This is a genomic window from Arthrobacter sp. Soil_C_49, assembly GCF_057656635.1.
Map to the genome: position 1 here is coordinate 1 of NZ_JBDGJZ010000004.1, position 19,105 is coordinate 19,105.

Below are 19,105 nucleotides of genomic sequence, written 5' to 3' on the forward strand. Positions count from 1 at the left end.
GCGCTGCCCGCTCGACCTGCGGGTGCCTGTGCGCTGCCCGCTCGACCTGCGGGTGCCTGTGCGCTGCCCGCTCGACCTGCGGGTGCCTGTGCGCTGCCCGCTCGACCACCCGCGTCTGACTCCGACGGGCTTAACCGCTGGGTTTCGACGGGCTCAAGCAATTGGGGTTGGACGGCTGCGACGCGACCACCAGGGCTTCGGGCTCAATCGCCGGAACCCCCCTTGGCCTTCCGCCAGCCTCCGGCTCGGTTGACCGCGATGATCTCCCGGAAGAGCTCAAGCAGGGGCTCCTCCTGGACGTGATCGCCCTCGTAGTAGGAAATCATCCGGCCGGTCTTGTTGCCGTGTCCGCCGGTGATGATGTGGTGCGGGTCCGGGGTGAGGCCGCCGTCGTACAGGAAGACATTGACGTGGTCCTTTGCCGCGAGCAGGGCACAGATGTTGCCCTGCAAGATGAAGTAGGGCTGGACGGTGCGCTTGATGGTTTCCTCGACGGCGGGATCGGCCGCGTGGGCCAGGTCCCGCACCTGCCGGCAAATGGCCTGCTGCCAGGGAGGAAGGGGATCGATGTATTGGTCAACGCGGGGGTCCTTCCCATAGCTCATTGATGCAGTCCTTCGAACGTCGGCGCACTCACGGCCTATCGTTCCCCGTTCTCACGGGGAGGGGAAGAGGTGACCGACGCTGGAAGCTACGTCCCGCCGTCGTGCTTCATCGCAGGGCTAAGATGACCGCATGGGTGCCGTTGACGATTCCCTCGCCGCAATGTCGGAGCCTGACCGCCAATGCCTGGAACACGTTGTCGGAATTGCACGCGGCCTCGCTCCTGGGGCCGTCGAAGGAATGAGCTACGGCATGCCCGCGCTGAAACTGGATGGCAAACCATTGATCGGGGTCGTAGCGGCGGCCAAGCACCTCTCCATCTTTCCGTTCTCGCCCGCTGTGGTGGACGCCGTTGCCCCCAAACTCGTCGGCTACTCGCTGTCCAAAGGCACTGTCCGGTTCACCCCGGACCACCCCGTTCCTGATGACGTGGTGGAGGAAATGGTCCGGCTGCGGATGGCGGAGATCCGGAAGTAATCTTGCAACTGGGAGGACAACCATGATCATCGGACCTGAAAGCCAGCACACCACTTCCGGCGGTGAAGCGGCTGGCAGTGGCCCGCTCGCCCGACTGGTGGAAGACCCGGTCAAGGTGATGCGGATCGGAACCAGCCTCCTCCACCTTTTGGACGAAGTACACAACGGCCCGCTCGATGAGCAGGCCAGGGCACGCTTGGCGGAAATCCACCAACGGTCTGTCGAAGAACTCCAGGACAGCCTCGCGCCCGGTCCGGCGGAGGAACTCGAGCGGCTGTGGCAGCCGTTGACCAGAGAATCGCCGGGCTCGGAGGAGGAACTGCGGATTGGCCAGGCACAGCTGTCCGGGTGGATCGGCGGGCTGGTGCAGGACATCCAGACGGCTATTGCCGCGAAACAGAAGGCAACTCAGCAGATGCTTGGACCACTGCCGCCTGGTCCTTTTCCGCCTGGCGTCATTCCGGCAGCCGGGATGGATGCCGGCCCCCTGGGACACGGCGCACGGCCGGAACGAAAACCAGGCCACGACGTCGAACCTCCCGGCCAGTACCTCTGACGAGCATGACCCGGCGGCTCGCCCGGGCTGGTCCTTCTGGAACCCCCTCACCGCCTGTGAGACCATCCGGTATGGGTGAAAACAGCGAAGAGTTGGACAGCGCCATCCCCGCCAACGGCGAGAATGACCAGGCACGTGAGCCGGGAAATCCGCCGCCCGGAACCGAACAAGGGCGGTCCGTCGGCGACCGCCGGCGGGATGCGGAAGCCAAACTGGAGCAACACCTGCGGGAGGCCCGCGACAAGCCGGAACCGGAAAACGAAGAGCCGAAATGAAATCCAACGAACTGCTGCTGGATGCGTTCGGCAGGATCCGGGAAGCGGTGGAAGCAACGCTGGAAGGGCTCGACGAGGGGTTCCTCACCGTGCGGCCGGCCGGCACGGGCAACTCCATCGCGTGGCTGGTCTGGCACCTGGCGCGGGTGGAGGATGTCCAGGTTGCAGATGCGGCGGGGCTGGAACAGGTCTGGTTCAGCCAGGACTTCGTAGGCCGTTTCGGCCTGCCGCTCCGGCCCCGGGAAACCGGCTACGGGCACACCAGTGACCAAGTGGATGCCGTGCGGGCCCCGGCGGAGCTGCTGCTGGAGTATTACAGCGCGGTTCACCGGCAGACGGTTGAATATGTGCAGACGCTCGACGATGAGGACCTGGACCGCGTGGTTGATACGCGGTGGGACCCGCCGGTCACCCTGGGCGTGCGGCTGGTCAGCACAATCGCGGACTGCCTCCAGCATGTAGGGCAGGCCGCGTATGCGAAGGGCCTGCAGCAGAAGCGGGGAGATTAGGTTTGCCCTATTTCCGCAGCGGCAATTCAGTTCCATAATGGCCACATAGGCTTCGGGGACCCTCGCGCCGGGTATGGCTGGCGGGGCGTTGCAGAGTCCCAGGTAGCCGCCCACAGCAGGCGGAGTGGACGGCCACGCAGTCGTGGACAGAGACGTTCCGGGACTGCATTCGGGGGAGAGCATCGCCATCACCGCGAAAAGAATGCACAAAGGAATTCATCATGCTCAAGGATTCAGCAATCATGGCTGTCCTTCCGGCCAAGGACATCAATAGGGCACGGGACTTTTACCGGGACAAGCTGGGCATCGAACCCGACGGTTCCATGGAAGAGGACAGCCTGATGTACACCTGCGGCAAGGGGACGAGTTTCCTCGTTTACCAGACAGACAACGCGGGCTCGGCCAAGAACACCCAGATGGGTTGGGAAGTGGACGACCTCGACCGCGAAATGGAAGAACTGCGCGGCCGCGGCGTCACGTTCGAAGACTACGATTTTCCCGGCCTGAAGACGGAAAACGGCGTTGCCACCAGTGACTGGGGAAAGGCCGCCTGGTTCCTGGACAGCGAAGGCAACATCCTCAACATCACCCAGCGCACCTAGCCCTTTCTGAAGCTCGTGCGGGCATTCTGCCCGCGCGAGCTTTGCTTTGTTGGCGTGCAATTGTTAAGCCCGGGCATTGTTGTGCGACCGGCAGCATCAAGGTTGGATCAAGAGAACGTCAAAGTTGCCTCAGGTTTGTCCGAACTTCGGCTTTTACCCTCTCCCCGGCACATAGGCTCCCAGCTGTAACCAACGCGGCTTAAGCAAAAGGCCCGGCTCATTGCCGGGCCTTTTTTATGGGGGAAAACATTGTCGAAGTTTGGGAAGGTGCCGGGGTCGGCACGGAAGCCAGGGGCGATCGCCCTTGGGGTTTCGTTCGCCCTTTTTATCGCCGGTGCCCTCGCCCTGCCGCGTGTCCTTTCCGCGGACTTGGAAGTTCCCGCTTCGGCGAGCACGGCTATCGCCGCCCCAGCCCAGGCGAGTTCACCTGCAGAAGCTGCGGCCGCGCCGTCGTCCGTTCCCGTCGCCGCGGAGACTGCGGAACCGCTGGACCGCGAGACTCCCAACTCGGTGGCGCAGGCCGCCGTCGCACCGGACGCGCAGCCCGACTTCGCCGCCAAGGCAATCGACCTGCTGGCCACGCTTGCCGTGAAGGGCCGGGCGCCCAAGACGGGCTACGACCGTGTGCTGTTCGGGCAGGCGTGGGCGGACGTTGACCGGAACGGCTGCGACACCCGGAACGACATCCTCCAGCGCGACCTGACGGGCATCACCTTCACCAACAGCGTTCCCTGCAAGGTGCAGGCCGGAACGCTGGCGGACCCCTACACGGGCGCCAGCATCAGCTTCCAGCGGGGGAGCGGGACAAGCACCGCTGTCCAGATCGACCACGTGGTTGCCCTCAGCGATGCCTGGCAGAAGGGCGCACAGCAGCTGACCACTGAGCAGCGGACGGCCTTCGCCAACGACCCGCTGAACCTGCAGGCGACGGACGGCCCCATCAACCAGAAAAAGGGCGACGGCGACGCCGCCACCTGGCTGCCACCGAATAAGGCGTTCCGGTGCGAGTACGTCGCGCGGCAGATTTCGGTGAAGGCGGCGTACGGCCTGTGGGTTACCCAGGCCGAGCACGATGCAATGGCAAACATCCTTGCCGGCTGCACGGGCCAACTGGCACCCACGAACCAGGGTGGCGCCCCTGGGCCGGCACCGGCAGCCTCCTCTGTACCTGCGCCTGCGCCGGCCCTTGCCGCATCGGCTCCGGCTGCTGTGGCGCCAGCTCCGGCCCTGCCTGCCCCGGCTGCTCCCGCCCCTGCGGCGGTCTTCTACGCGAATTGCGCGGCGGCCAAAGCCGCTGGTGCCGCACCCATCCTCGAGGGCCAGGCCGGCTACCGGGCAGGGCTGGACCGCGACCTGGACGGCGTTGCCTGCGAAAGCTGACCCAAAGTCTTGGGGCCTCCACGCCTCATCTGTATCACCATCACAAACATTCCCAGGGGGAAATAGTGACAAACAATCCGTATGTTCCGGGCCGCCAACAGGGCCGCTGGAAGCCGACCGTGCTTTTCTGGATCGTGGCGGCAGTCCTGCTGCTGGTACTGATCCCCTTCGCCATAGTGGGCGGCGTGGGAATGGTGCTGTTCTTCCTTGGCCTGATTGCCTTGCTGACTGGACTTTATGCGTTGCTGTTCAAACGCCGGTCCTGGGTTGGGCTGCCTCACCGGAAATCAGGAGGACTGGTAGCTGTGGCCGGCTTCGTGGTGTTTGCCCTCGGCAGCGGCATAGTTGGCGCGACGGCAGCTCCTCGCGAGGACACCGACAAGGCAACCCTCGTCAGCCCGGTGCAGAAGTCGGCCACTGCTACGCCAACGCCCACACCCACCGCGACGAACCCCGCGAACTCGAAGTGCACCACGGCTGCAGCAACGCAGAAGTACAACAGCCAGACCTATGTCTGCACCATGGGCAGCGATCAGCGGCTGCTCTGGATGACCGAATCCGATTCAAAGCGCGTCCTCGCCGAGAAGGCTGCCGTGGAAAAGGCAGCGGCGGAGAAGGCTGCTGCTGAGCAGGCAGCAGCGGAGAAGGCTGCGGCAGAGCAGGCTGCCGCGGAAAAGGCTGCCGCGGACAAGGCGGCAGCTGACGCTGCCGCCGCACAGCAAGCTGCTGCCCAGCAGGCGGCCGCCCAGCAAGCAGCAGCACAACAAGCGGCACAGCAGGCAGCAGCACAACAAGCGGCACAGCAGGCAGCAGCTGAGCAGGCCGCAAAGCAACAAGCGCAGCAGCCGGTGCAGCAGGCTCCCGTCGCGCCGGCGGCACCGAACTACGTCACACCCGGTGCGTTCTGCAGCGGCGGCACTGGAATTAGTAAGACGGGCAAGCCGATGATTTGCGCTCCTGCCACTGACGGACGTAACCGCTGGCAGGGAGCGTAACGTACTCGTAAAGAAATGCCTGCACTGCGGTGACAAGCGCCCCGCTGAATACCTTCCGCGGGGCGCTTGCTTTTCAGCTTGAATTCTTGACTCAACCCCTCAGTGTGAAGTCATTTCACGCATCAGTCCGAGCTGCGACAGGAACTCCACCTGGTCGAAGTAGAAGTGGTGTGAGGTGATCTCGCCGTTCTCCACTGTGGCCACGTCGCAACTGCGGATCCTGAGTTCCTTGCCGGTGGGCTGCATGGTTTCGCCGGAGGGCATCCGCAGCGGCCCGGTGTTCGTTCCAATCACGATGCCCTCATCGATCGCCACGTTGCCGGACTCGTACCGTCCCGTCTGGTTGTACCGGACGTCCGGCATTGCTTCCCAAAGGTCGAAGAGATAGCTGGTGATCGCGTCACGCCCGCGGATCTCCCCCTGGTCGGGGGTGTAGGCCACGGCGTCGGCGGCGTAGCTGCTGGCGAGTGTTTCTTTGTCTTTTGATTCCATGGCCCGGTTTAAGCGATCCATGACTTCGCGTGCCTGTCCCATTGCGGACCTCCAATTTTTGGGCGGCCTCACGGAAGCGGAGGCCGCTTCGAGGGTTTGGCTTCGGCTGCTTGCTGGAGCCAATTACATTCCACGCCCGGCCCGGATGGCTGTCAACGACCCGTGCTGCCGGTTCAGAACGGCAGCGCAACCAGTGCGATCAGCGCCGGCACAGTGGCGCCCAAGGTCCCGGGGATGCTGTCGCCCCTCTTGGGATAGTGGCCCTGCATGTCCGCCAGGAACATCGCCGGAGCGGTCAGCACCATGTTCAAGCAGCAGTAGATCACCAGGGTGTAGCCAACCACCACGTAGCCCAGGTTCACGGCCACCACCCCGGCCAGGACGCCCAGACCGATCACCAGATTCCGGAACCCCGTGGGAATGGCCCACATCATCACGGCCGGAACGTTCTGCGGCGGGGTGCTGAGGAACTTCTGCGCCCCCGGCCGGTGCAACAGGAAACTCTCCAGCGGGAACACCACGATGTAGATCACGGCGGCGAGTACCGCGAAAATCTGGGATACGGCGTTCATGCAGGAAGAGTACGACGGCGGTGCTCGCCGCCTACATCCCCCGCACCGGGGTTCCGGGCTGCTCGCCGTATCCCCACTCTGGGGGATTGCGTCACCGCCCCGTGGGCAGATACTGGAGCTATGTGGGAGGAGCGCGCTGAACGCGCGCGGCGGGAGATCGCCGCCCTGGCCACCGGTGGAATGGGCCTGGCCGAGCTTTATGCCGCTGCGCTCGCCGTGGTGCAGCGGGAGGTGCCGTTCGAGCAGGGCTGCTGGGCCGGCGTCGACCCCGAGTCGCTGGTGATGACCTCTGTCACCAACTGGCGGGACTGGGGCGTCACGGAGGAGTATGCGGCACGGTTCGCCGAAACGGAGTACGCCGGTCAGGAACCCAACCGGTTCGCAGAACTGTCCCTGCGCCCTCGGCCCATCGCCCGGATTTCGGACGCGCCGCACCGGGACGTGACGGGCAGCGTCCGCATCAACGAGATCCTTAAGCCGCTGGGCCTGGAGCACGAACTCCGCGCCGCGTTCCGGGTGGACCAGGCGTGCTGGGGAGTGGGCAGCATCTTCCGGGCGTCGGGTCCTGATTTTTCCGACCGGGAGGTGGAATTCCTCGCCGCTGTCACAGCCACCCTGGCCGCCGCCAGCCGGATCGCCGTCCGTTCAGAACATGCCGGCCGCCAGGCGACGGCCGGGCCGGTGATCGTCATCGCCGGGCTGCACGGCGAGCTGAGAGCAGCCACCGCCGCAGCGGCAATCTGGCTTGCCGAGGTGGAGGAGGCCGCCCCCGGACGCTTCACCATGACCCTGCACTCGGTGGCGGCACACGCGCATGCATCGAGGTCGGGCACGGCCAGGGCAAGGATGCGCGACGCCGGAAACAACTGGGTGGTGCTCCAAGCCAGCCGCCTGATCACGGGCGATGACCCCGAACAGATGGTGGTCACGGTGGAGCCCGCCACCACCTATGACCTGGCCACCCTGCTGTTGACCGCCTACGGCGTCACTGCCCGGGAGCGGGAGGTCTGCCTCGAGGTGCTGTCCGGGAGTACGACGGCGGACATCGCCCGAAACCTGTTCATCTCCCCGCACACTGTCCACGACCACCTGAAATCGCTCTTCGGGAAGGTGGGCGTGGGCAGCCGCGGGGAGCTGGTGGCCAGGCTCGTCGCGTAGAGAAGGCGGATATCCCCGAGTTAGGGACTGACTACCTTCCCGTTCTGGACCAGGACGTCCAGGTGGTCGGCAATATCAGCCAGCACCGAGATGTCCTCGAGCGGGTCTGCGGACAGCACCAGCATGTCGGCGTCCGCCCCCGGTGCCACAACGCCGAGCTGGCCTTCGCGCTCCAGCAGCCGGGCCGCCGTCGTAGTGGCCGAACGGATGGCATCGATTGCCGGCTGGACCTTTCCGAGCAGCCGGAATTGTTCGTTCTGGTGGCGGTGCATGCCGCCGAGCAGGTCGGTTCCGAATGCCATCGTGACCCCCGCTTCATGCGCCCGGCCGATCGCTTCGAGGCCGCTGTTGAGGACGGAGTCCACCTTGGCCCACATCTCTTCGGTGAGGCCGAAGTCCCTGCCTTCTTCCTTGAGCGCCCAGTACGTCACCAGGGTGGGCACCAGGAAGGCGTCCTTTTCGAGGAACAGGCGGAGGCTTTCGTCGTCGAGCAGGTTGCCGTGCTCGATGGAACGGACGCCGGCCTCCAGCGCCCGGTTGATGGCACGGGCCGTGTAAGCGTGCGCGGCGACGTAGCGGTTCGCTGCCTCGGCCTCCTCCACGGCTGCCCGCATCTCCTCCATCGAATACTGGGTGGAGTCGATGCGGTCCGTGGGGGAGGAAACTCCACCGGAGGCCATGATCTTGATGTGGTGGGCGCCCTTGCGGATTTCATCGCGTGCGGCCGCCCGCACGGCGTCAACACCGTCGGCCACGCGGCCGATGCCGCAGCATCCCCGCCCGTTTGGATCGTGGTCTTCACCGGGCAGGCGCATGTCGCCATGGCCGCCGGTCTGGCTGAGCGCGTGCCCGCAGAAGTGGAGCTTCGGGCCTTCCAGCAGGCCTTCCTGCTGGGCCATGGCCAGGCCGAAGTCAGCGCCGGAGAGGTCGCGGACGGTGGTAAAGCCGCGGCGCAGCATCTCACCCATGATCCGGGCGGTCTGCGCGTACACGTACGACGCCGGTGTGTAGGTCAGCGACCGGAAGTCGGCGCTGGAGGCCACCACGTGGACGTGGCAGTCGATCAGCCCCGGAAGGACGAACTTTCCGGAGCCGTCAATGACGCGGGCGCCGGAGGGTGCCTCGGCGTCCGGACCGACATGGCTTACTTTCCCGTCCATGCTGACGACGTCGGCAACGGAGTAGGTGCCTGCGTCCACGTCCAGCACGCTGGCGTTGCGGATCACCAGGGCGGCGCTGCCGCCCGCTTCTTCAGCCGGGGCCTGGGTATTCGGGGTGGTGCTCATTTAGGGGGTGTCCTTCCCTGGGACTTCGTGGGGATGGGCTGCAAAGGCTTCGATGAGGTCGGTCAGGTTCGTCTTGACGACGGCGACGGCGGCTTCCACGCTTTGCTCCGTGTAGCTGCCTTCCGCGTCCAGCAGGGCGAGGACCCCCGCCACGTTGCCGCCGTCGTCGAGGACGGGAACGTTGATGACGGCACCGCAGCCGAGCCGCTGGATGAGTTCGGAATCGGCGAAGACCTCGCGGAGCGCGTCCAGGTCCGGGGCAAGGAACGGCTTTTTGTCTTCGATGACCGTTCCCCGCCAGCCGGGCGAGATTTCCACGGTCTTTTCACCGCCCACGGGGTACTCAACCGGATGGCTGGTGAAGAGCCGCCGCAGGCTGGAGCGTTCCGGGATCCATTGCAGGACGGTGAAAAGGATGACGCCTGGGTCTTGCCGCATGGCGTCGAAGACCTGCTGGAAGACTTCCGGTTTCATTGATGTTCCTGTCATTTTTGCCCCGTTCCCGCCGGCGCCGGGTCATGCTCGGCGCGGGCGTTGATGTCTTCGAGGGATTTGCCGGCGGTGGAGGCGCCGAAGATGACCACGCCCAGGACGCCGATGGTCAGGACCACCGTTGTCATGACGAACACCCCGCCGAAGCCGAGGGCCACCGAGAAGATGCCGATGATGGACGGGGCCAGGATGCTGCCGATGCGTCCCACCGCGCTGGCCAGGCCCACGCCGGTGGCCCGCATCCAGGTGGGGAACAGCTCGGGTGTGTAGGCATAGACGCCGGCGTAGGTGCCGTTCAGGAAGAAGGACAGGGTTGCCGCGGCCACCAGGATCATGCCCGAATCGTTGGACTGGCTGAGCCAGAAGGCGCTGAGCGCCGATCCCGTCAGGTACAGGGCGATGGTGTTCTTCCGGTCGATCCGGTCATTGAGCCAGGCGGCGGAGAAGTAACCGGGAATCTGTGCAAGGTAAATGATGATCGAGTATTCGAAGCTCTTGGTGACGGTGATGCCGCGGCCCACCAGCAGGGTGGGGATCCAGGAGAAGAAGCCGTAGTAGGAGAACGTGATCACAAACCAGATCAGCCAGATCACGGCGGTCCGGCGGCGCATGGCCCTGGACCACATGAACTTCAGGGCGTTCCAGATACTGATCTTCTGCTCGTGCTTGGTGATCTCCTCGGTGGCCGGCGGGAGCGTGGCGAGGTCCTTGCCGGTTGCCTTCACTACACTCTGCTCAAAACGATCCACCACCTCGGTTGCTTCCGCGATGCGGCCGCGGCTGATGAGGAATCGGGGGGATTCCGGCAGGCTGCGGCGCCACCAGAGCAGGAGGAGGATGGGGACAGCAGTGATCACCTGGGCCCAGCGCCAGCCGTCCTCGCCCATGGGGACGACGAAGCGGCCAATCAGTGCTGCACCCACGAAGCCGAAGGAGAAGAATCCGGCCAACGTTCCAATGAACCAGCCGCGGCGCTTGGGCGGGATGAATTCGGACAGGAACGGCGCGATGATCACGCTCTCAGCGCCTGCACCCAATCCTGCAAAGATCCGTGCAATCAGGAAGACCTCAAAGTTCGGAGCCATGGCGGCCACTACGGACATGACGCAGTAGAAGGCCAGTGCCCAGAGCATGACCTTCTTGCGGCCGAAGCGGTCGCCCATCCAACCGGAGAGGATGGCTCCGAAAAAGAAGCCCAGCGGGGCGGCTGACCCCACCAGGCCCAGGCTGGCGTTGCTCAGGCCCCAGAGTTCCTGGATGCGCGGGAGCAGGAATGCGACCACTGCCCCGTCCATGCCGTCGAACGAGTAACCGAGGCCTCCGATAAGGAGAAGCTTGTAGTGTGGGCGACTGAGAGCCAGGCGATCCAAGCGTGCTGTAAGTGACATGAGGGTTCCTGCCGAAGTGGGCCAAGTTGTTCATTTTGAGGAGTATGCACAAGTCTGTGCAGATGTGATGTAATCGAAATTACGCCGAAGTGTGAGGTAGGTCAATAGGTGGTGCAACAGGAATCCAACTCGTCGTCTGTCACCGAATGGCTGGACAGCCGGGTGCAGGGGAGGAAACTTGCTGCCCGGCAGATGCAGGTCATCGGCGTCCTCCGCTCGCAGCCGCGGCTTGCCTCCTACGGTTCAGTCAGCGACATCGCGGCAGCGGCGTCGTCGAACGCTTCCACGGTGACCAGGACGGCGCAGGCGCTGGATTTCAAAGGCTGGGCCGATTTCCAGTTCGAGCTCCGCTCGCGGTTTTTGGCATCCCTGAGCGCCCTCGAAGTCGCGGCCGAGCACAACGGGCACGTCAGCAGTCCGGCCCAGGCCGCCGTCTCCACCGACCGGGCCAACCTCGCCCATCTGGAGCGCACGCTTGATCCGGCCACCGTCCGTTCCATTGCGGAAGCGATGGCGGGGGCGCGGCAGACCCTGATCGTGGCCGCGGGCAGCTACGCCATCCCGGGCAAGGCCCTGGAACACAACGCTGTCATTGCCGGTTACAACGTCCGGCTGCTCGACGCCGACGTCGCCGCACTCACGAACACCCTCGCCCGGGTGACCTCGGAGGATCTGGTGATCGCGATCAGCCTGTGGCGGGTTTACGACAGCACTGTGCGGGCCATGGACATCGCCCACAATGCGGGCGCCGCCATCGCGTCGATCACGGACAGCGCGGGGTCTCCCGTGGCCGAACATGCGAAGCAGCGCATCGTTGTCCCCACCGAAGGCGCGGGCTTTTTCCCGTCACTGACCGGGGCCGTCGCCGCGGTGCAGGCAATCGCCGTCGAACTCGCTTCACTGGACCGGGAGCGGTCCAACAAGAACATCGCCGCGTCCGAACGGACCTGGGACCAGATGCGGATCATGCATCCGCGCTCAAGCTCCTAGGACGGGCCTTATTGCCCGTCCACAGGGGTGACCCGGATGCGGGCGATGCGCAGCCGGTCCATCGCGGTCACGGTCAGCACGTGGCCGTCCACCTCCACCTGGTCACCTGTCCGGGGGAGCCGGCCCAGCCGGTCGAGGACGTAACCGGCCACTGTCTCGTAATGCCCCTCGGGCAGCCGGAAGCCGGATGCCGAAGCGAACTCCTGAAGGATCAGCCCGCCGTCGACGTCCACTGAACCGTTGGCTTTGGTGACCCGGTCCTCGTGGTCTGCGCCGGCGTCGTACTCGTCGTAGATCTCGCCCACCAGCTCCTCGACGAGGTCCTCCAGCGTGACGATGCCGTCCGTGCCGCCGTATTCGTCCACCACCAGCGCGATGTGCTGGCCCTGCCTCCGCATCCGGGACAGCGACGGGACCACCTTGTTGGTTCCCGGCAACGGGAGGATCCCGCGGACGATGTCCCGCACCAGGCAGTCGTCGTACTCTCCGTCGCGGGGCATAAGGTCACGGATGTGAATAAAGCCAAGGACGTCATCGGGCGTCCGGTCCATGACGGGATAACGCGAGTACGGGCCGTCCCGGAGCATGCTGCGCGCGGCGGCGATGGTGAGGTTCCCGTTGATGAAGGTCACCTCCGTGCGGGGCCGCATCACCTCCTGCAATAAGCGGTCCCCGGCTCCGAAAACGTCGTTCAGGATGCTCCGGCTGTGTTCCTCCAGCGACTCGCTCTCGGCCACCATGTCCCACAGTTCCTCAGAGGTGACGCTTTCCTGCTTGGCGTTCGGGTCGCCGCCGAAGAGCCTCACGACGGCGTCCGTGGACACGGAGAGCAGCCAGACGGCGGGCCGCATGATCTCGGAGAGCACGTGCAGGGGCGGGCCAAGGATTTTGGTGAAGCCCACGGCGCTTTGCATGGCGAGCCGCTTGGGCACCAGTTCGCCCAGCACCAGGGAGAGGTACGCCACCAGGAGCGTCATGCCGATGAAGGAGGCGGGCTCAGCCGCGGCGCCGAATCCGATGCCCCGCAGGAGGGGTTCGACGTCGGGCGCGATGGTTGAGGCGCCATAGGCCGCTGAAAAGAAGCCGGACAGGGTCACGCCGATCTGCACTGTTGAGAGGAAACGGTTGGGGTTCCCGGCCAGCGCTGCGATCCGGGCGTCCCGTTTTCCTGATTTCTCCATCCGGCGCACCTGGCTCTCCCGGAGGGAGACCAGTGCCATTTCGGTGCCGGAGAAGACGCCGCCCAGCAGCACAAAGAAGAGGACCAACAGGAAGTTGACCAGGGTGTCGCTGTCCATGATCAGACACTACCCAATGGCCGCGGTCCCCGTGCGGTTGCTACAGCATTGGTCACGCTCCAGGTGAGGGCCGCGAAGCCGTGACGAAGCCGCCGCGGGCAGGGTGGGGTGGTGGTGGCTGCTGTCCTGACTCGATGGTGTAAGCGCGGTCAGCGCGGTCAGCGGGGCCGAGGGACAGGGTACGGCCGTACGTTTCGCAGAGTTCCTGGACCGTGTGTTGGGTGCAGCGCCAACCCGCCGCCGACAGCAGTTCGGCAGGGTCCGGCGGATCGGCTCGGGCCAGGAGCCCGCTCATGGGCAGCCCGGTCTGCAGGCTGAAGTCGCGCAGCTTGGCTTCGAAGTCGTCGGTCTTGGGCAGGGGGACTGCACGCTCAATCACAGCGCCTGAGCCTGGGGCGGACAGCTCCACTACCTCCGTCAGCACCGCCTGCTGGGCCGCGGAATCGAGGTAGGGGAGCAGGCCTTCGAGGACCCAGGTGGTGGGCTGGCGGGGGTCGAACCCGGACGCGAGGAGCAGGGCGCGCCACGGCTCGGACAGGTTGGCGGCCAGGGTGATGAGCTCGCACGACGGCGGTGCCGAAAGGCGCTCAAGCACGCCGGCTTTGAAGTCCAGGACGTTGGCATGGTCGATTTCAAAGACCCGGCTTCCCGAGGGCCAGTCCAGCCGGTGGCTGCGGGTGTCCAGCCCTGCCCCGAGCACTACTGTCTGCGCCGTGGCAGGAGCCGACTGGAGGAAGTCGTCGATGAACCTGGTCCGCACGCCGATGTAGATGGAGGCCAGGAGGAGGGGCTGCTGCAAAGGCGGCACGGCCTCGGGACCAGCAGGCCACGCCGTCGGGAATTCCACGTGCGAGTGGGCGGCTTCAACGAGGGCGGCAGCGAACGGGTCCTTCACGAGAGCATCGGGCCGGGACGTTTCGACGGCGCGGCCCGCGGCCACGGCGAGGGCGGTCAGCGACACGCCCTGGTCCTCGAACTCCGTCATCTCAAAACCCTTCCCGCGTGGTTTCCTGACTGGGAGCCTACCCCCGGGGCGCCGGCAGAAGCAGGGCCTTGGGGGTGTGGCTGCTGCCATCGCCGCGGCGTAGGCTCTGAGGGACCATGACAGAACAGCAACCCTTCGAACTCGTCCGGCGCTACCCGCACTTTGAGCTGCGCCGCTATCCCGCCTACGTCGTGGCTGAAGTCCAGGTGAGCGCCCCCTTTGACCGGGCCGGGAACACCGCGTTCCGGTACCTGTTCAACTACATCAGCGGCAACAACACGTCCCGGCAGAAGCTGGCGATGACCGCCCCTGTCCTTCGGGAACCGGGGCCGTCGCAGAAACTGGCCATGACTGCTCCCGTACTCCAGAGCGGCCCGTTGCCCGGGAGCCGCGCACCCAGCGAGTACGTGGTGGCATTTGTGCTTCCCGCCGGCATCACCATGGAGACCGCGCCTGTCCCGGCGGATCCCCTGGTAAAGATCCGCGCCGTGCCCGGTTCCCTGACTGCAGTGGTGAAGTTCTCGGGCAGCGGCTCGGAAGCTGCGTTCGCCCGGCACAACGATGGATTGCAGGCGGCGCTGAAACTTGCGAGCCTGACACCCTTGGGGGCGCCGCGGTTCGCCGGGTACGATCCGCCGTTCAAGCCGTGGTTCCTGCGGCGCAATGAGGTGCTTCAGGATGTCGCCGAGGGCTGACGGATGCCGGGGAACGTCCTCTCCTGCCGCCGTCGGACGTGCCTTGCCTATTTGGTTGCGATACGCCGTAGTACGGTGGTTGCCAGCCAGGTGACGACGCTGCACGCTGCCGCTCCCCACAGGATGTCCGTCACGGCCACCAGCAGGGTGAAGTCCTTCAGCACGGCAAACCCGGTCAGGGCCCAGGTGGCGTAGGTGAAGAAGCCGAACAACGCGGCACCGGTGACGCGTTGGCGCACTGAGGCGCTGGCGTCCAGGGGACGGACACCGAAGTGCACCATCCCCGCCACGAAGACCAGGTAGAAGGCAACGGCGCCGGCAGGGTTGGGCCGGGACGCGATGAGGTGGCCTATCTGGCTCTGGTACAGGTTGCTTGCCACGAAACTGATCCACGCGAGGTCCAGGACGGCGAAGATCACGGCGGTGACGGCGTAGGAGACGATCCATTTCTTCGTGCTGGTGTTCATGCCCGGGTCCTTTGATCGGCGGTGCTGACTCCACCCATACAACACGCTTCCCGCACCGAAGACTAAGTAACGAGGCCATGGGTCCTCGCCTGCAAAGTGCCCGGAAGGGTGCGGGGAACACGCCGTGCAGCACGTGGCGCCGCTGAAAGGACCAAACGCATGAACGGGAAGAGCCGGAAGGCACTCATCAGCATCCCCATCGCCGTGGTGGCGGGGGTGCTTATTGCCCTTGCCGGAAGCCAGGGCGGCTCCGCGATCGGCGGCGTGCCGCTGTTCGCGCTGGCTGTGGCTGCCGCCTTCGTGATCCAGTGGCTGGTGTTCGTCCCGTCCTACAAGGCGCAGACGGAAAAGTTCTACGACCTCACCGGCGCCCTGACATACATCGCCATCACGGTGTTCCTGGTGCTGGTGAGCCCGGGGGTAGATGCGCGCGGACTGCTGCTGGCGGCCATGGTGGTGGTGTGGGCAGTCCGGCTGGGCAGTTACCTGTTCCGGCGGGTGATGAAGCACGGCAGGGACGACCGCTTCGACGAGCTGAAAACGGACTTCGCCCGTTTCCTGAACACCTGGACCCTGCAGGGCCTGTGGGTGGTGCTCACCGCAGCCCTGGCGTGGGTGGCCATCACCTCGGACAAGAAGGTGGGCCTGGATGGGTTCTTCTGGGTGGGCCTGCTGGTGTGGGCGCTGGGGATCACGGTGGAGACAGTGGCGGACGTCCAGAAGACCCGGTTCAAGGCCGACCCCGCCAACAAGGGCCGCTTCATCAACACCGGCCTGTGGTCCAGGTCCCGGCACCCCAACTACTTCGGCGAGATCACGCTTTGGGTGGGCGTGGCCATCATCGCCCTGCCGGTGCTGCAGGGCTGGCAGTGGGTTGCCCTGGTGTCGCCGGTGTTCGTGGCCCTGCTGCTGATCCGGGGCAGCGGCGTACCGCCCCTCGAGGAGAAGGCGGACAGGAAGTGGGGCGGCCAGCCCGATTATGAGGCCTACAAGAAGGAGACCCCGGTTTTGGTCCCGAAGCTCACGTAGCGGGCCGGGATCAGGGCGCACGACGGCGGCACCCGGCTGGGTGCCGCCGTCGGTGTTCTGTTGTGGGCCGGGGAAAATTGGCGGCTTTACCGCGAGCCGCGCGTGCCCCACGGGTACGGTGTCCTCATGCAGAAGATATCGATTGATGCCCTGGCCCGTCAGCAACTCGAATCGGCCGTAGCTGAATCCAGCGGCCGTGCTTCAGACACAGTGTTCGGTGGCCACGAGAAGCGGCTGCGGCAGACCGTCATGGCCTTCCGTGCGGGCACCCAGCTCAGCGAACACCTGAACCCCGGCGAAGCCACGGTCTTTGTGATCAAGGGATCCGTCTGGCTCAAGTCCGGCGGCGAGGCGTGGCAGGGCAAGGCAGGAGACCTCCTGATCGTCCCGGACGGGATGCACAGCCTGGAGGCCGAGGAGGACTCGGCGGTGCTGTTCACAGCGGTGAAGCTGGACCGGTAGGCCGTCGCCTCACTCCGCCGTGATCAGCTCAACCAACACGGCTGCTTCGCTGATTCTGCACGGACGTGGGGGAATTCCGCGCTCATTTTGACGCTGGCTTTTCAGGTTCGCCAGGGCTGGTGCCGATGGTTGTCCTGCCATGGAACAGCTGGCCGGTAGGGACCCCTTGCCGGAGGAAGCACGATCTCCGATAGTTAGGGGAGATGTTTCGACCGTGAAGTGCTGTGGAAGAAGCCGGGATGGCCATCGGGGATGTCGAGAATAATGCCGGCTCCGCTGGTCCCGGAGCCGTCACCCTGATTCAGGGGACTTCATTCTGCATATCGTCCTCCAACGGGGATATGGCAGCGGGCCTCCCGCAGGGAGTGTTCTTCCAGGACACCCGCTTCATCAGTGATTGGGCCCTGAAAGTTCAGGGCCTGCCGGTTGAAGCATTATCGGCGAGTACTCCGAACCCCTTTCACGGAGTCTTCGTCGGAAGGGCCCGCAGGCCGGACCACGCCGACACTTCCCTCCTCATTGACCGGGAACGAAAGCTCGGGACAAACCTGACCGAGGTAGTTACAGTGCATAACTATTCCCGCATTCCACAGCAATGCCGCATGGAGCTGTTTGTTGACGCCGACTTTGCGAGCCTGTTCGAGGTGAAGGAAGGTAAGCGGGTTCCCCGGCGCCGCTCGCGTCGGTTTAAGCAGGACGGCGTAACGCTGGAGTCGGTGCGGGATGGCCACACCCGGCGCATCGCCGTCGCCTGCCCCGGTGCCACGGTCGAAGGGGACAGGCTGGTGATGGCCGCCACCATCGAAGCCCACGGGCACTGGTCATTCACGGTCTCGGCCACACCCCTGCTGGAAGGGGCAAGCGGGGAACCGGACGCCGGCCCCGGCGCTCCCGCGGCGGATGCTGTGCGCCGCGTTATGGAATGGCGCAAGTCCATGCCCACGGCCAACCTGCGCAACCGCTCGGTGGAGAAGATCATCAAACGCAGCCAGGAAGACCTGGGATCCCTGCGCATTTTCAACCCCGAGCATCCTGACCGCGCTGTGGTGGCCGCAGGTGCGCCGTGGTTCATGGCGCTGTTTGGCAGGGACAGCCTCCTGGCCTCCTTTATGTCCCTGCTCCTGGATCCTTCCCTGGCCAAGGGGACCCTCCTGACCCTGGCCGACTACCAAGGCACAAAAATGGATGCCGCCTCGGAGGAAGAGCCCGGGAAAATCCTCCATGAAGTACGCCTTGGCGCCACGGCCGGGCTCGCACTGGGCGGCAGCGGTGTGTACTACGGGAGCGTCGACGCTACCCCTCTGTTCGTCGTTGTCCTGGCAGAGCTCAGCAGGTGGGGGCTTGACGATGAAGCCACCCGCCGGCTGCTTCCGGCGGCAGACAGGGCCATCCGGTGGATGGAGGACTACGGTGACAGCGACGGCGACGGCTTCATTGAATACCAGCGAAAAACGGAGAAAGGGCTCCGCAACCAGGGCTGGAAGGACTCCGCTGACGGCGTGAATTTTGCGGACGGGTCCCTCGCGGAGCCACCCATCGCGCTCTGCGAGGTCCAGGGGTACGCCTATGCCGCCTACCTCGGCCGGGCACTGATGGCGATCGCCGCGGGGGACGGAGCCACGGCCGATGCGTGCCTGGCCAAAGCATCCTTGCTCAAACGAAAGTTCAACGACCAGTTCTGGCTGCCGGACCGCGGGTACTACGCGATTGCCCTGGACCGGGACAAGGAACCCGTTGACGCCCTCGCCTCGAACATGGCCCATTGCCTGTGGACCGGGATTGTTGATGACTCCAAGGCGCCGAAGGTGGTGGAACACCTGATGTCCCCCGAAATGTTTACCGGGTGGGGGATCCGGACCCTGGCAGCGAACATGGGAGCCTACAACCCTGCCAGCTACCACAACGGGTCAGTGTGGCCGCACGACAATGCGATCGCCGCGGCCGGGCTCATGCGGCACGGCTTCGTAAAGGAGGCCCGGAAGGTGGCGTACTCCCTCTTGGAAGCGGCCGACCGTTTCGGCGGGCGGCTGCCCGAACTCTTCTGCGGGCTGGACCGGGCAGCCTACCCCGAGCCCGTCCCGTACCCTGCCTCGTGTTCCCCGCAGGCCTGGGCGTCAGCCGCCCCTGTCCAGCTCATCCGGACGCTGCTGCGATTCGATCCCGGGCTGCCCTGGGACGAGGTATGGCTTGCCCCCACGCTGCCTCCGCACAACACCTACTTCCACTTCGACAATGTCCCCTTCTCCGGGGACGACAACCGGCTCTCGATCCACATCGAGGGTGAATCGGTCGATGTCCGGGGCCTGCCGGAAAACATCAGGCTGCGCCGCGAGCCGCGCCCGCCGTTGAACGAACTGGTCAAGATGCGCACGGTCCTGGCCGCCGATTGAGATG

22 protein-coding genes are annotated in these 19,105 nt (G+C 65.3%); 13 read left to right on the forward strand and 9 right to left on the reverse strand.

Features of this window, described 5'->3' with window-relative positions; genetic code table 11:
- Nucleotides 1-203: 203 nt before the first annotated feature.
- Nucleotides 204-605: a DUF1801 domain-containing protein gene (locus tag AC3A4Z_RS08260; RefSeq protein ID WP_498711145.1), complete on the reverse strand. Its 402-nt coding sequence runs from the start codon at nt 603-605 to the stop codon at nt 204-206.
- Between the two features lie 130 nt (nt 606-735).
- Between AC3A4Z_RS08260 and AC3A4Z_RS08265 the strand changes: the two genes are divergently transcribed.
- The 7 genes from AC3A4Z_RS08265 to AC3A4Z_RS08295 all read left to right on the forward strand — a co-directional run bounded on the left by AC3A4Z_RS08265 (nt 736) and on the right by AC3A4Z_RS08295 (nt 5,397).
- Nucleotides 736-1,080: an iron chaperone gene (locus tag AC3A4Z_RS08265; protein ID WP_498711146.1), complete on the forward strand. Its 345-nt coding sequence runs from the start codon at nt 736-738 to the stop codon at nt 1,078-1,080.
- A gap of 22 nt (nt 1,081-1,102) precedes the next feature.
- Nucleotides 1,103-1,636, forward strand: coding sequence for a proteasome activator (locus AC3A4Z_RS08270; RefSeq protein WP_498711147.1), 534 nt, complete (start codon nt 1,103-1,105; stop codon nt 1,634-1,636).
- A 71-nt stretch (nt 1,637-1,707) separates the two neighbouring features.
- Nucleotides 1,708-1,911: a hypothetical protein gene (locus tag AC3A4Z_RS08275; RefSeq protein WP_498711148.1), complete on the forward strand. Its 204-nt coding sequence runs from the start codon at nt 1,708-1,710 to the stop codon at nt 1,909-1,911.
- Complete coding sequence (locus AC3A4Z_RS08280) at nt 1,908-2,420, forward strand: mycothiol transferase (RefSeq protein WP_498711149.1); 513 nt, start codon at nt 1,908-1,910, stop codon at nt 2,418-2,420. Before AC3A4Z_RS08275 ends, AC3A4Z_RS08280 begins: the two co-directional genes overlap by 4 nt.
- A 221-nt stretch (nt 2,421-2,641) precedes the next feature.
- Nucleotides 2,642-3,022 (forward strand): VOC family protein, encoded by a 381-nt coding sequence (locus AC3A4Z_RS08285; protein WP_498711150.1) that lies wholly within the window; start codon nt 2,642-2,644, stop codon nt 3,020-3,022.
- 267 nt (nt 3,023-3,289) lie between these two features.
- Nucleotides 3,290-4,402 carry a GmrSD restriction endonuclease domain-containing protein gene (locus AC3A4Z_RS08290; RefSeq protein WP_498711151.1) on the forward strand — a complete coding sequence of 371 codons (1,113 nt, stop codon included), beginning with the start codon at nt 3,290-3,292 and terminating at the stop codon, nt 4,400-4,402.
- Between the two features lie 65 nt (nt 4,403-4,467).
- Nucleotides 4,468-5,397 carry a hypothetical protein gene (locus AC3A4Z_RS08295; protein ID WP_498711152.1) on the forward strand — a complete coding sequence of 310 codons (930 nt, stop codon included), beginning with the start codon at nt 4,468-4,470 and terminating at the stop codon, nt 5,395-5,397.
- A gap of 99 nt (nt 5,398-5,496) precedes the next feature.
- Here the strand turns inward: AC3A4Z_RS08295 and AC3A4Z_RS08300 are convergent, their stop codons facing one another.
- Together AC3A4Z_RS08300 and AC3A4Z_RS08305 are read right to left on the reverse strand one after the other, a co-directional pair.
- The gene (locus AC3A4Z_RS08300; protein WP_493972356.1) at nt 5,497-5,931 is read right to left on the reverse strand and encodes a nuclear transport factor 2 family protein; all 435 of its coding nucleotides are present in this window, start codon (nt 5,929-5,931) and stop codon (nt 5,497-5,499) included.
- Between the two features lie 131 nt (nt 5,932-6,062).
- Nucleotides 6,063-6,461, reverse strand: a complete 399-nt coding sequence (locus tag AC3A4Z_RS08305; protein ID WP_498711153.1) for a DUF1304 domain-containing protein — start codon at nt 6,459-6,461, stop codon at nt 6,063-6,065.
- Nucleotides 6,462-6,581: 120 nt separating this feature from the next.
- Here AC3A4Z_RS08305 and AC3A4Z_RS08310 point away from each other — a divergent pair, with 120 nt between their 5' ends.
- On the forward strand, nt 6,582-7,619 hold the full coding sequence (locus tag AC3A4Z_RS08310; protein WP_498711154.1) for a helix-turn-helix transcriptional regulator: 1,038 nt from the start codon (nt 6,582-6,584) through the stop codon (nt 7,617-7,619).
- Nucleotides 7,620-7,639: 20 nt separating this feature from the next.
- On the opposite strand, the gene AC3A4Z_RS08315 is transcribed toward AC3A4Z_RS08310, so the two are convergent.
- The 3 genes from AC3A4Z_RS08315 to AC3A4Z_RS08325 are packed head-to-tail and all read right to left on the reverse strand — an operon-like array spanning nt 7,640 to nt 10,785.
- A complete protein-coding gene (locus AC3A4Z_RS08315; protein ID WP_498711155.1) occupies nt 7,640-8,905 on the reverse strand; it encodes a metal-dependent hydrolase family protein in 1,266 nt (421 codons plus the stop codon).
- Entirely contained in the window at nt 8,906-9,379 is a 474-nt protein-coding gene (locus tag AC3A4Z_RS08320) for a GAF domain-containing protein (RefSeq protein WP_498711156.1), read from the reverse strand.
- An 11-nt stretch (nt 9,380-9,390) separates the two neighbouring features.
- On the reverse strand, nt 9,391-10,785 hold the full coding sequence (locus tag AC3A4Z_RS08325) for an MFS transporter (RefSeq protein ID WP_498711157.1): 1,395 nt from the start codon (nt 10,783-10,785) through the stop codon (nt 9,391-9,393).
- 108 nt (nt 10,786-10,893) lie between these two features.
- Here AC3A4Z_RS08325 and AC3A4Z_RS08330 point away from each other — a divergent pair, with 108 nt between their 5' ends.
- The gene (locus AC3A4Z_RS08330; RefSeq protein WP_498711158.1) at nt 10,894-11,775 is read left to right on the forward strand and encodes a MurR/RpiR family transcriptional regulator; all 882 of its coding nucleotides are present in this window, start codon (nt 10,894-10,896) and stop codon (nt 11,773-11,775) included.
- An 8-nt stretch (nt 11,776-11,783) separates the two neighbouring features.
- On the opposite strand, the gene AC3A4Z_RS08335 is transcribed toward AC3A4Z_RS08330, so the two are convergent.
- Together AC3A4Z_RS08335 and AC3A4Z_RS08340 are read right to left on the reverse strand one after the other, a co-directional pair.
- Nucleotides 11,784-13,073: a hemolysin family protein gene (locus AC3A4Z_RS08335; RefSeq protein ID WP_498711159.1), complete on the reverse strand. Its 1,290-nt coding sequence runs from the start codon at nt 13,071-13,073 to the stop codon at nt 11,784-11,786.
- Nucleotides 13,074-13,125: 52 nt separating this feature from the next.
- Nucleotides 13,126-14,058, reverse strand: coding sequence for an SAM-dependent methyltransferase (locus AC3A4Z_RS08340; RefSeq protein ID WP_498711160.1), 933 nt, complete (start codon nt 14,056-14,058; stop codon nt 13,126-13,128).
- 116 nt (nt 14,059-14,174) lie between these two features.
- Between AC3A4Z_RS08340 and AC3A4Z_RS08345 the strand changes: the two genes are divergently transcribed.
- A complete protein-coding gene (locus AC3A4Z_RS08345; protein WP_498711161.1) occupies nt 14,175-14,753 on the forward strand; it encodes an SOUL family heme-binding protein in 579 nt (192 codons plus the stop codon).
- 47 nt (nt 14,754-14,800) lie between these two features.
- Here the strand turns inward: AC3A4Z_RS08345 and AC3A4Z_RS08350 are convergent, their stop codons facing one another.
- On the reverse strand, nt 14,801-15,220 hold the full coding sequence (locus AC3A4Z_RS08350) for a DUF2177 family protein (protein WP_498711162.1): 420 nt from the start codon (nt 15,218-15,220) through the stop codon (nt 14,801-14,803).
- A gap of 159 nt (nt 15,221-15,379) precedes the next feature.
- On the opposite strand from AC3A4Z_RS08350, the gene AC3A4Z_RS08355 reads away from it, so the two are divergent.
- From AC3A4Z_RS08355 to AC3A4Z_RS08365, 3 genes are all read left to right on the forward strand, one after another.
- Nucleotides 15,380-16,249 carry a DUF1295 domain-containing protein gene (locus AC3A4Z_RS08355; protein WP_498711163.1) on the forward strand — a complete coding sequence of 290 codons (870 nt, stop codon included), beginning with the start codon at nt 15,380-15,382 and terminating at the stop codon, nt 16,247-16,249.
- A gap of 126 nt (nt 16,250-16,375) precedes the next feature.
- Complete coding sequence (locus AC3A4Z_RS08360; RefSeq protein ID WP_493972345.1) at nt 16,376-16,711, forward strand: cupin domain-containing protein; 336 nt, start codon at nt 16,376-16,378, stop codon at nt 16,709-16,711.
- 239 nt (nt 16,712-16,950) lie between these two features.
- The gene (locus tag AC3A4Z_RS08365; protein WP_498711164.1) at nt 16,951-19,101 is read left to right on the forward strand and encodes an amylo-alpha-1,6-glucosidase; all 2,151 of its coding nucleotides are present in this window, start codon (nt 16,951-16,953) and stop codon (nt 19,099-19,101) included.
- Nucleotides 19,102-19,105 lie beyond the last annotated feature (4 nt).

Coding starts and splice junctions, on each gene's coding strand:
- AC3A4Z_RS08260 (WP_498711145.1), bottom strand. CDS start 605: ATGAGCTATGGGAAGGACCCCCGCGTTGACCAATACATCGATCCCCTT.
- AC3A4Z_RS08265 (WP_498711146.1), top strand. CDS start 736: ATGGGTGCCGTTGACGATTCCCTCGCCGCAATGTCGGAGCCTGACCGC.
- AC3A4Z_RS08270 (WP_498711147.1), top strand. CDS start 1,103: ATGATCATCGGACCTGAAAGCCAGCACACCACTTCCGGCGGTGAAGCG.
- AC3A4Z_RS08275 (WP_498711148.1), top strand. CDS start 1,708: ATGGGTGAAAACAGCGAAGAGTTGGACAGCGCCATCCCCGCCAACGGC.
- AC3A4Z_RS08280 (WP_498711149.1), top strand. CDS start 1,908: ATGAAATCCAACGAACTGCTGCTGGATGCGTTCGGCAGGATCCGGGAA.
- AC3A4Z_RS08285 (WP_498711150.1), top strand. CDS start 2,642: ATGCTCAAGGATTCAGCAATCATGGCTGTCCTTCCGGCCAAGGACATC.
- AC3A4Z_RS08300 (WP_493972356.1), bottom strand. CDS start 5,931: ATGGGACAGGCACGCGAAGTCATGGATCGCTTAAACCGGGCCATGGAA.
- AC3A4Z_RS08305 (WP_498711153.1), bottom strand. CDS start 6,461: ATGAACGCCGTATCCCAGATTTTCGCGGTACTCGCCGCCGTGATCTAC.
- AC3A4Z_RS08310 (WP_498711154.1), top strand. CDS start 6,582: ATGTGGGAGGAGCGCGCTGAACGCGCGCGGCGGGAGATCGCCGCCCTG.
- AC3A4Z_RS08315 (WP_498711155.1), bottom strand. CDS start 8,905: ATGAGCACCACCCCGAATACCCAGGCCCCGGCTGAAGAAGCGGGCGGC.
- AC3A4Z_RS08320 (WP_498711156.1), bottom strand. CDS start 9,379: ATGAAACCGGAAGTCTTCCAGCAGGTCTTCGACGCCATGCGGCAAGAC.
- AC3A4Z_RS08325 (WP_498711157.1), bottom strand. CDS start 10,785: ATGTCACTTACAGCACGCTTGGATCGCCTGGCTCTCAGTCGCCCACAC.
- AC3A4Z_RS08335 (WP_498711159.1), bottom strand. CDS start 13,073: ATGGACAGCGACACCCTGGTCAACTTCCTGTTGGTCCTCTTCTTTGTG.
- AC3A4Z_RS08340 (WP_498711160.1), bottom strand. CDS start 14,058: ATGACGGAGTTCGAGGACCAGGGCGTGTCGCTGACCGCCCTCGCCGTG.
- AC3A4Z_RS08345 (WP_498711161.1), top strand. CDS start 14,175: ATGACAGAACAGCAACCCTTCGAACTCGTCCGGCGCTACCCGCACTTT.
- AC3A4Z_RS08350 (WP_498711162.1), bottom strand. CDS start 15,220: ATGAACACCAGCACGAAGAAATGGATCGTCTCCTACGCCGTCACCGCC.
- AC3A4Z_RS08355 (WP_498711163.1), top strand. CDS start 15,380: ATGAACGGGAAGAGCCGGAAGGCACTCATCAGCATCCCCATCGCCGTG.
- AC3A4Z_RS08360 (WP_493972345.1), top strand. CDS start 16,376: ATGCAGAAGATATCGATTGATGCCCTGGCCCGTCAGCAACTCGAATCG.
- AC3A4Z_RS08365 (WP_498711164.1), top strand. CDS start 16,951: ATGGCCATCGGGGATGTCGAGAATAATGCCGGCTCCGCTGGTCCCGGA.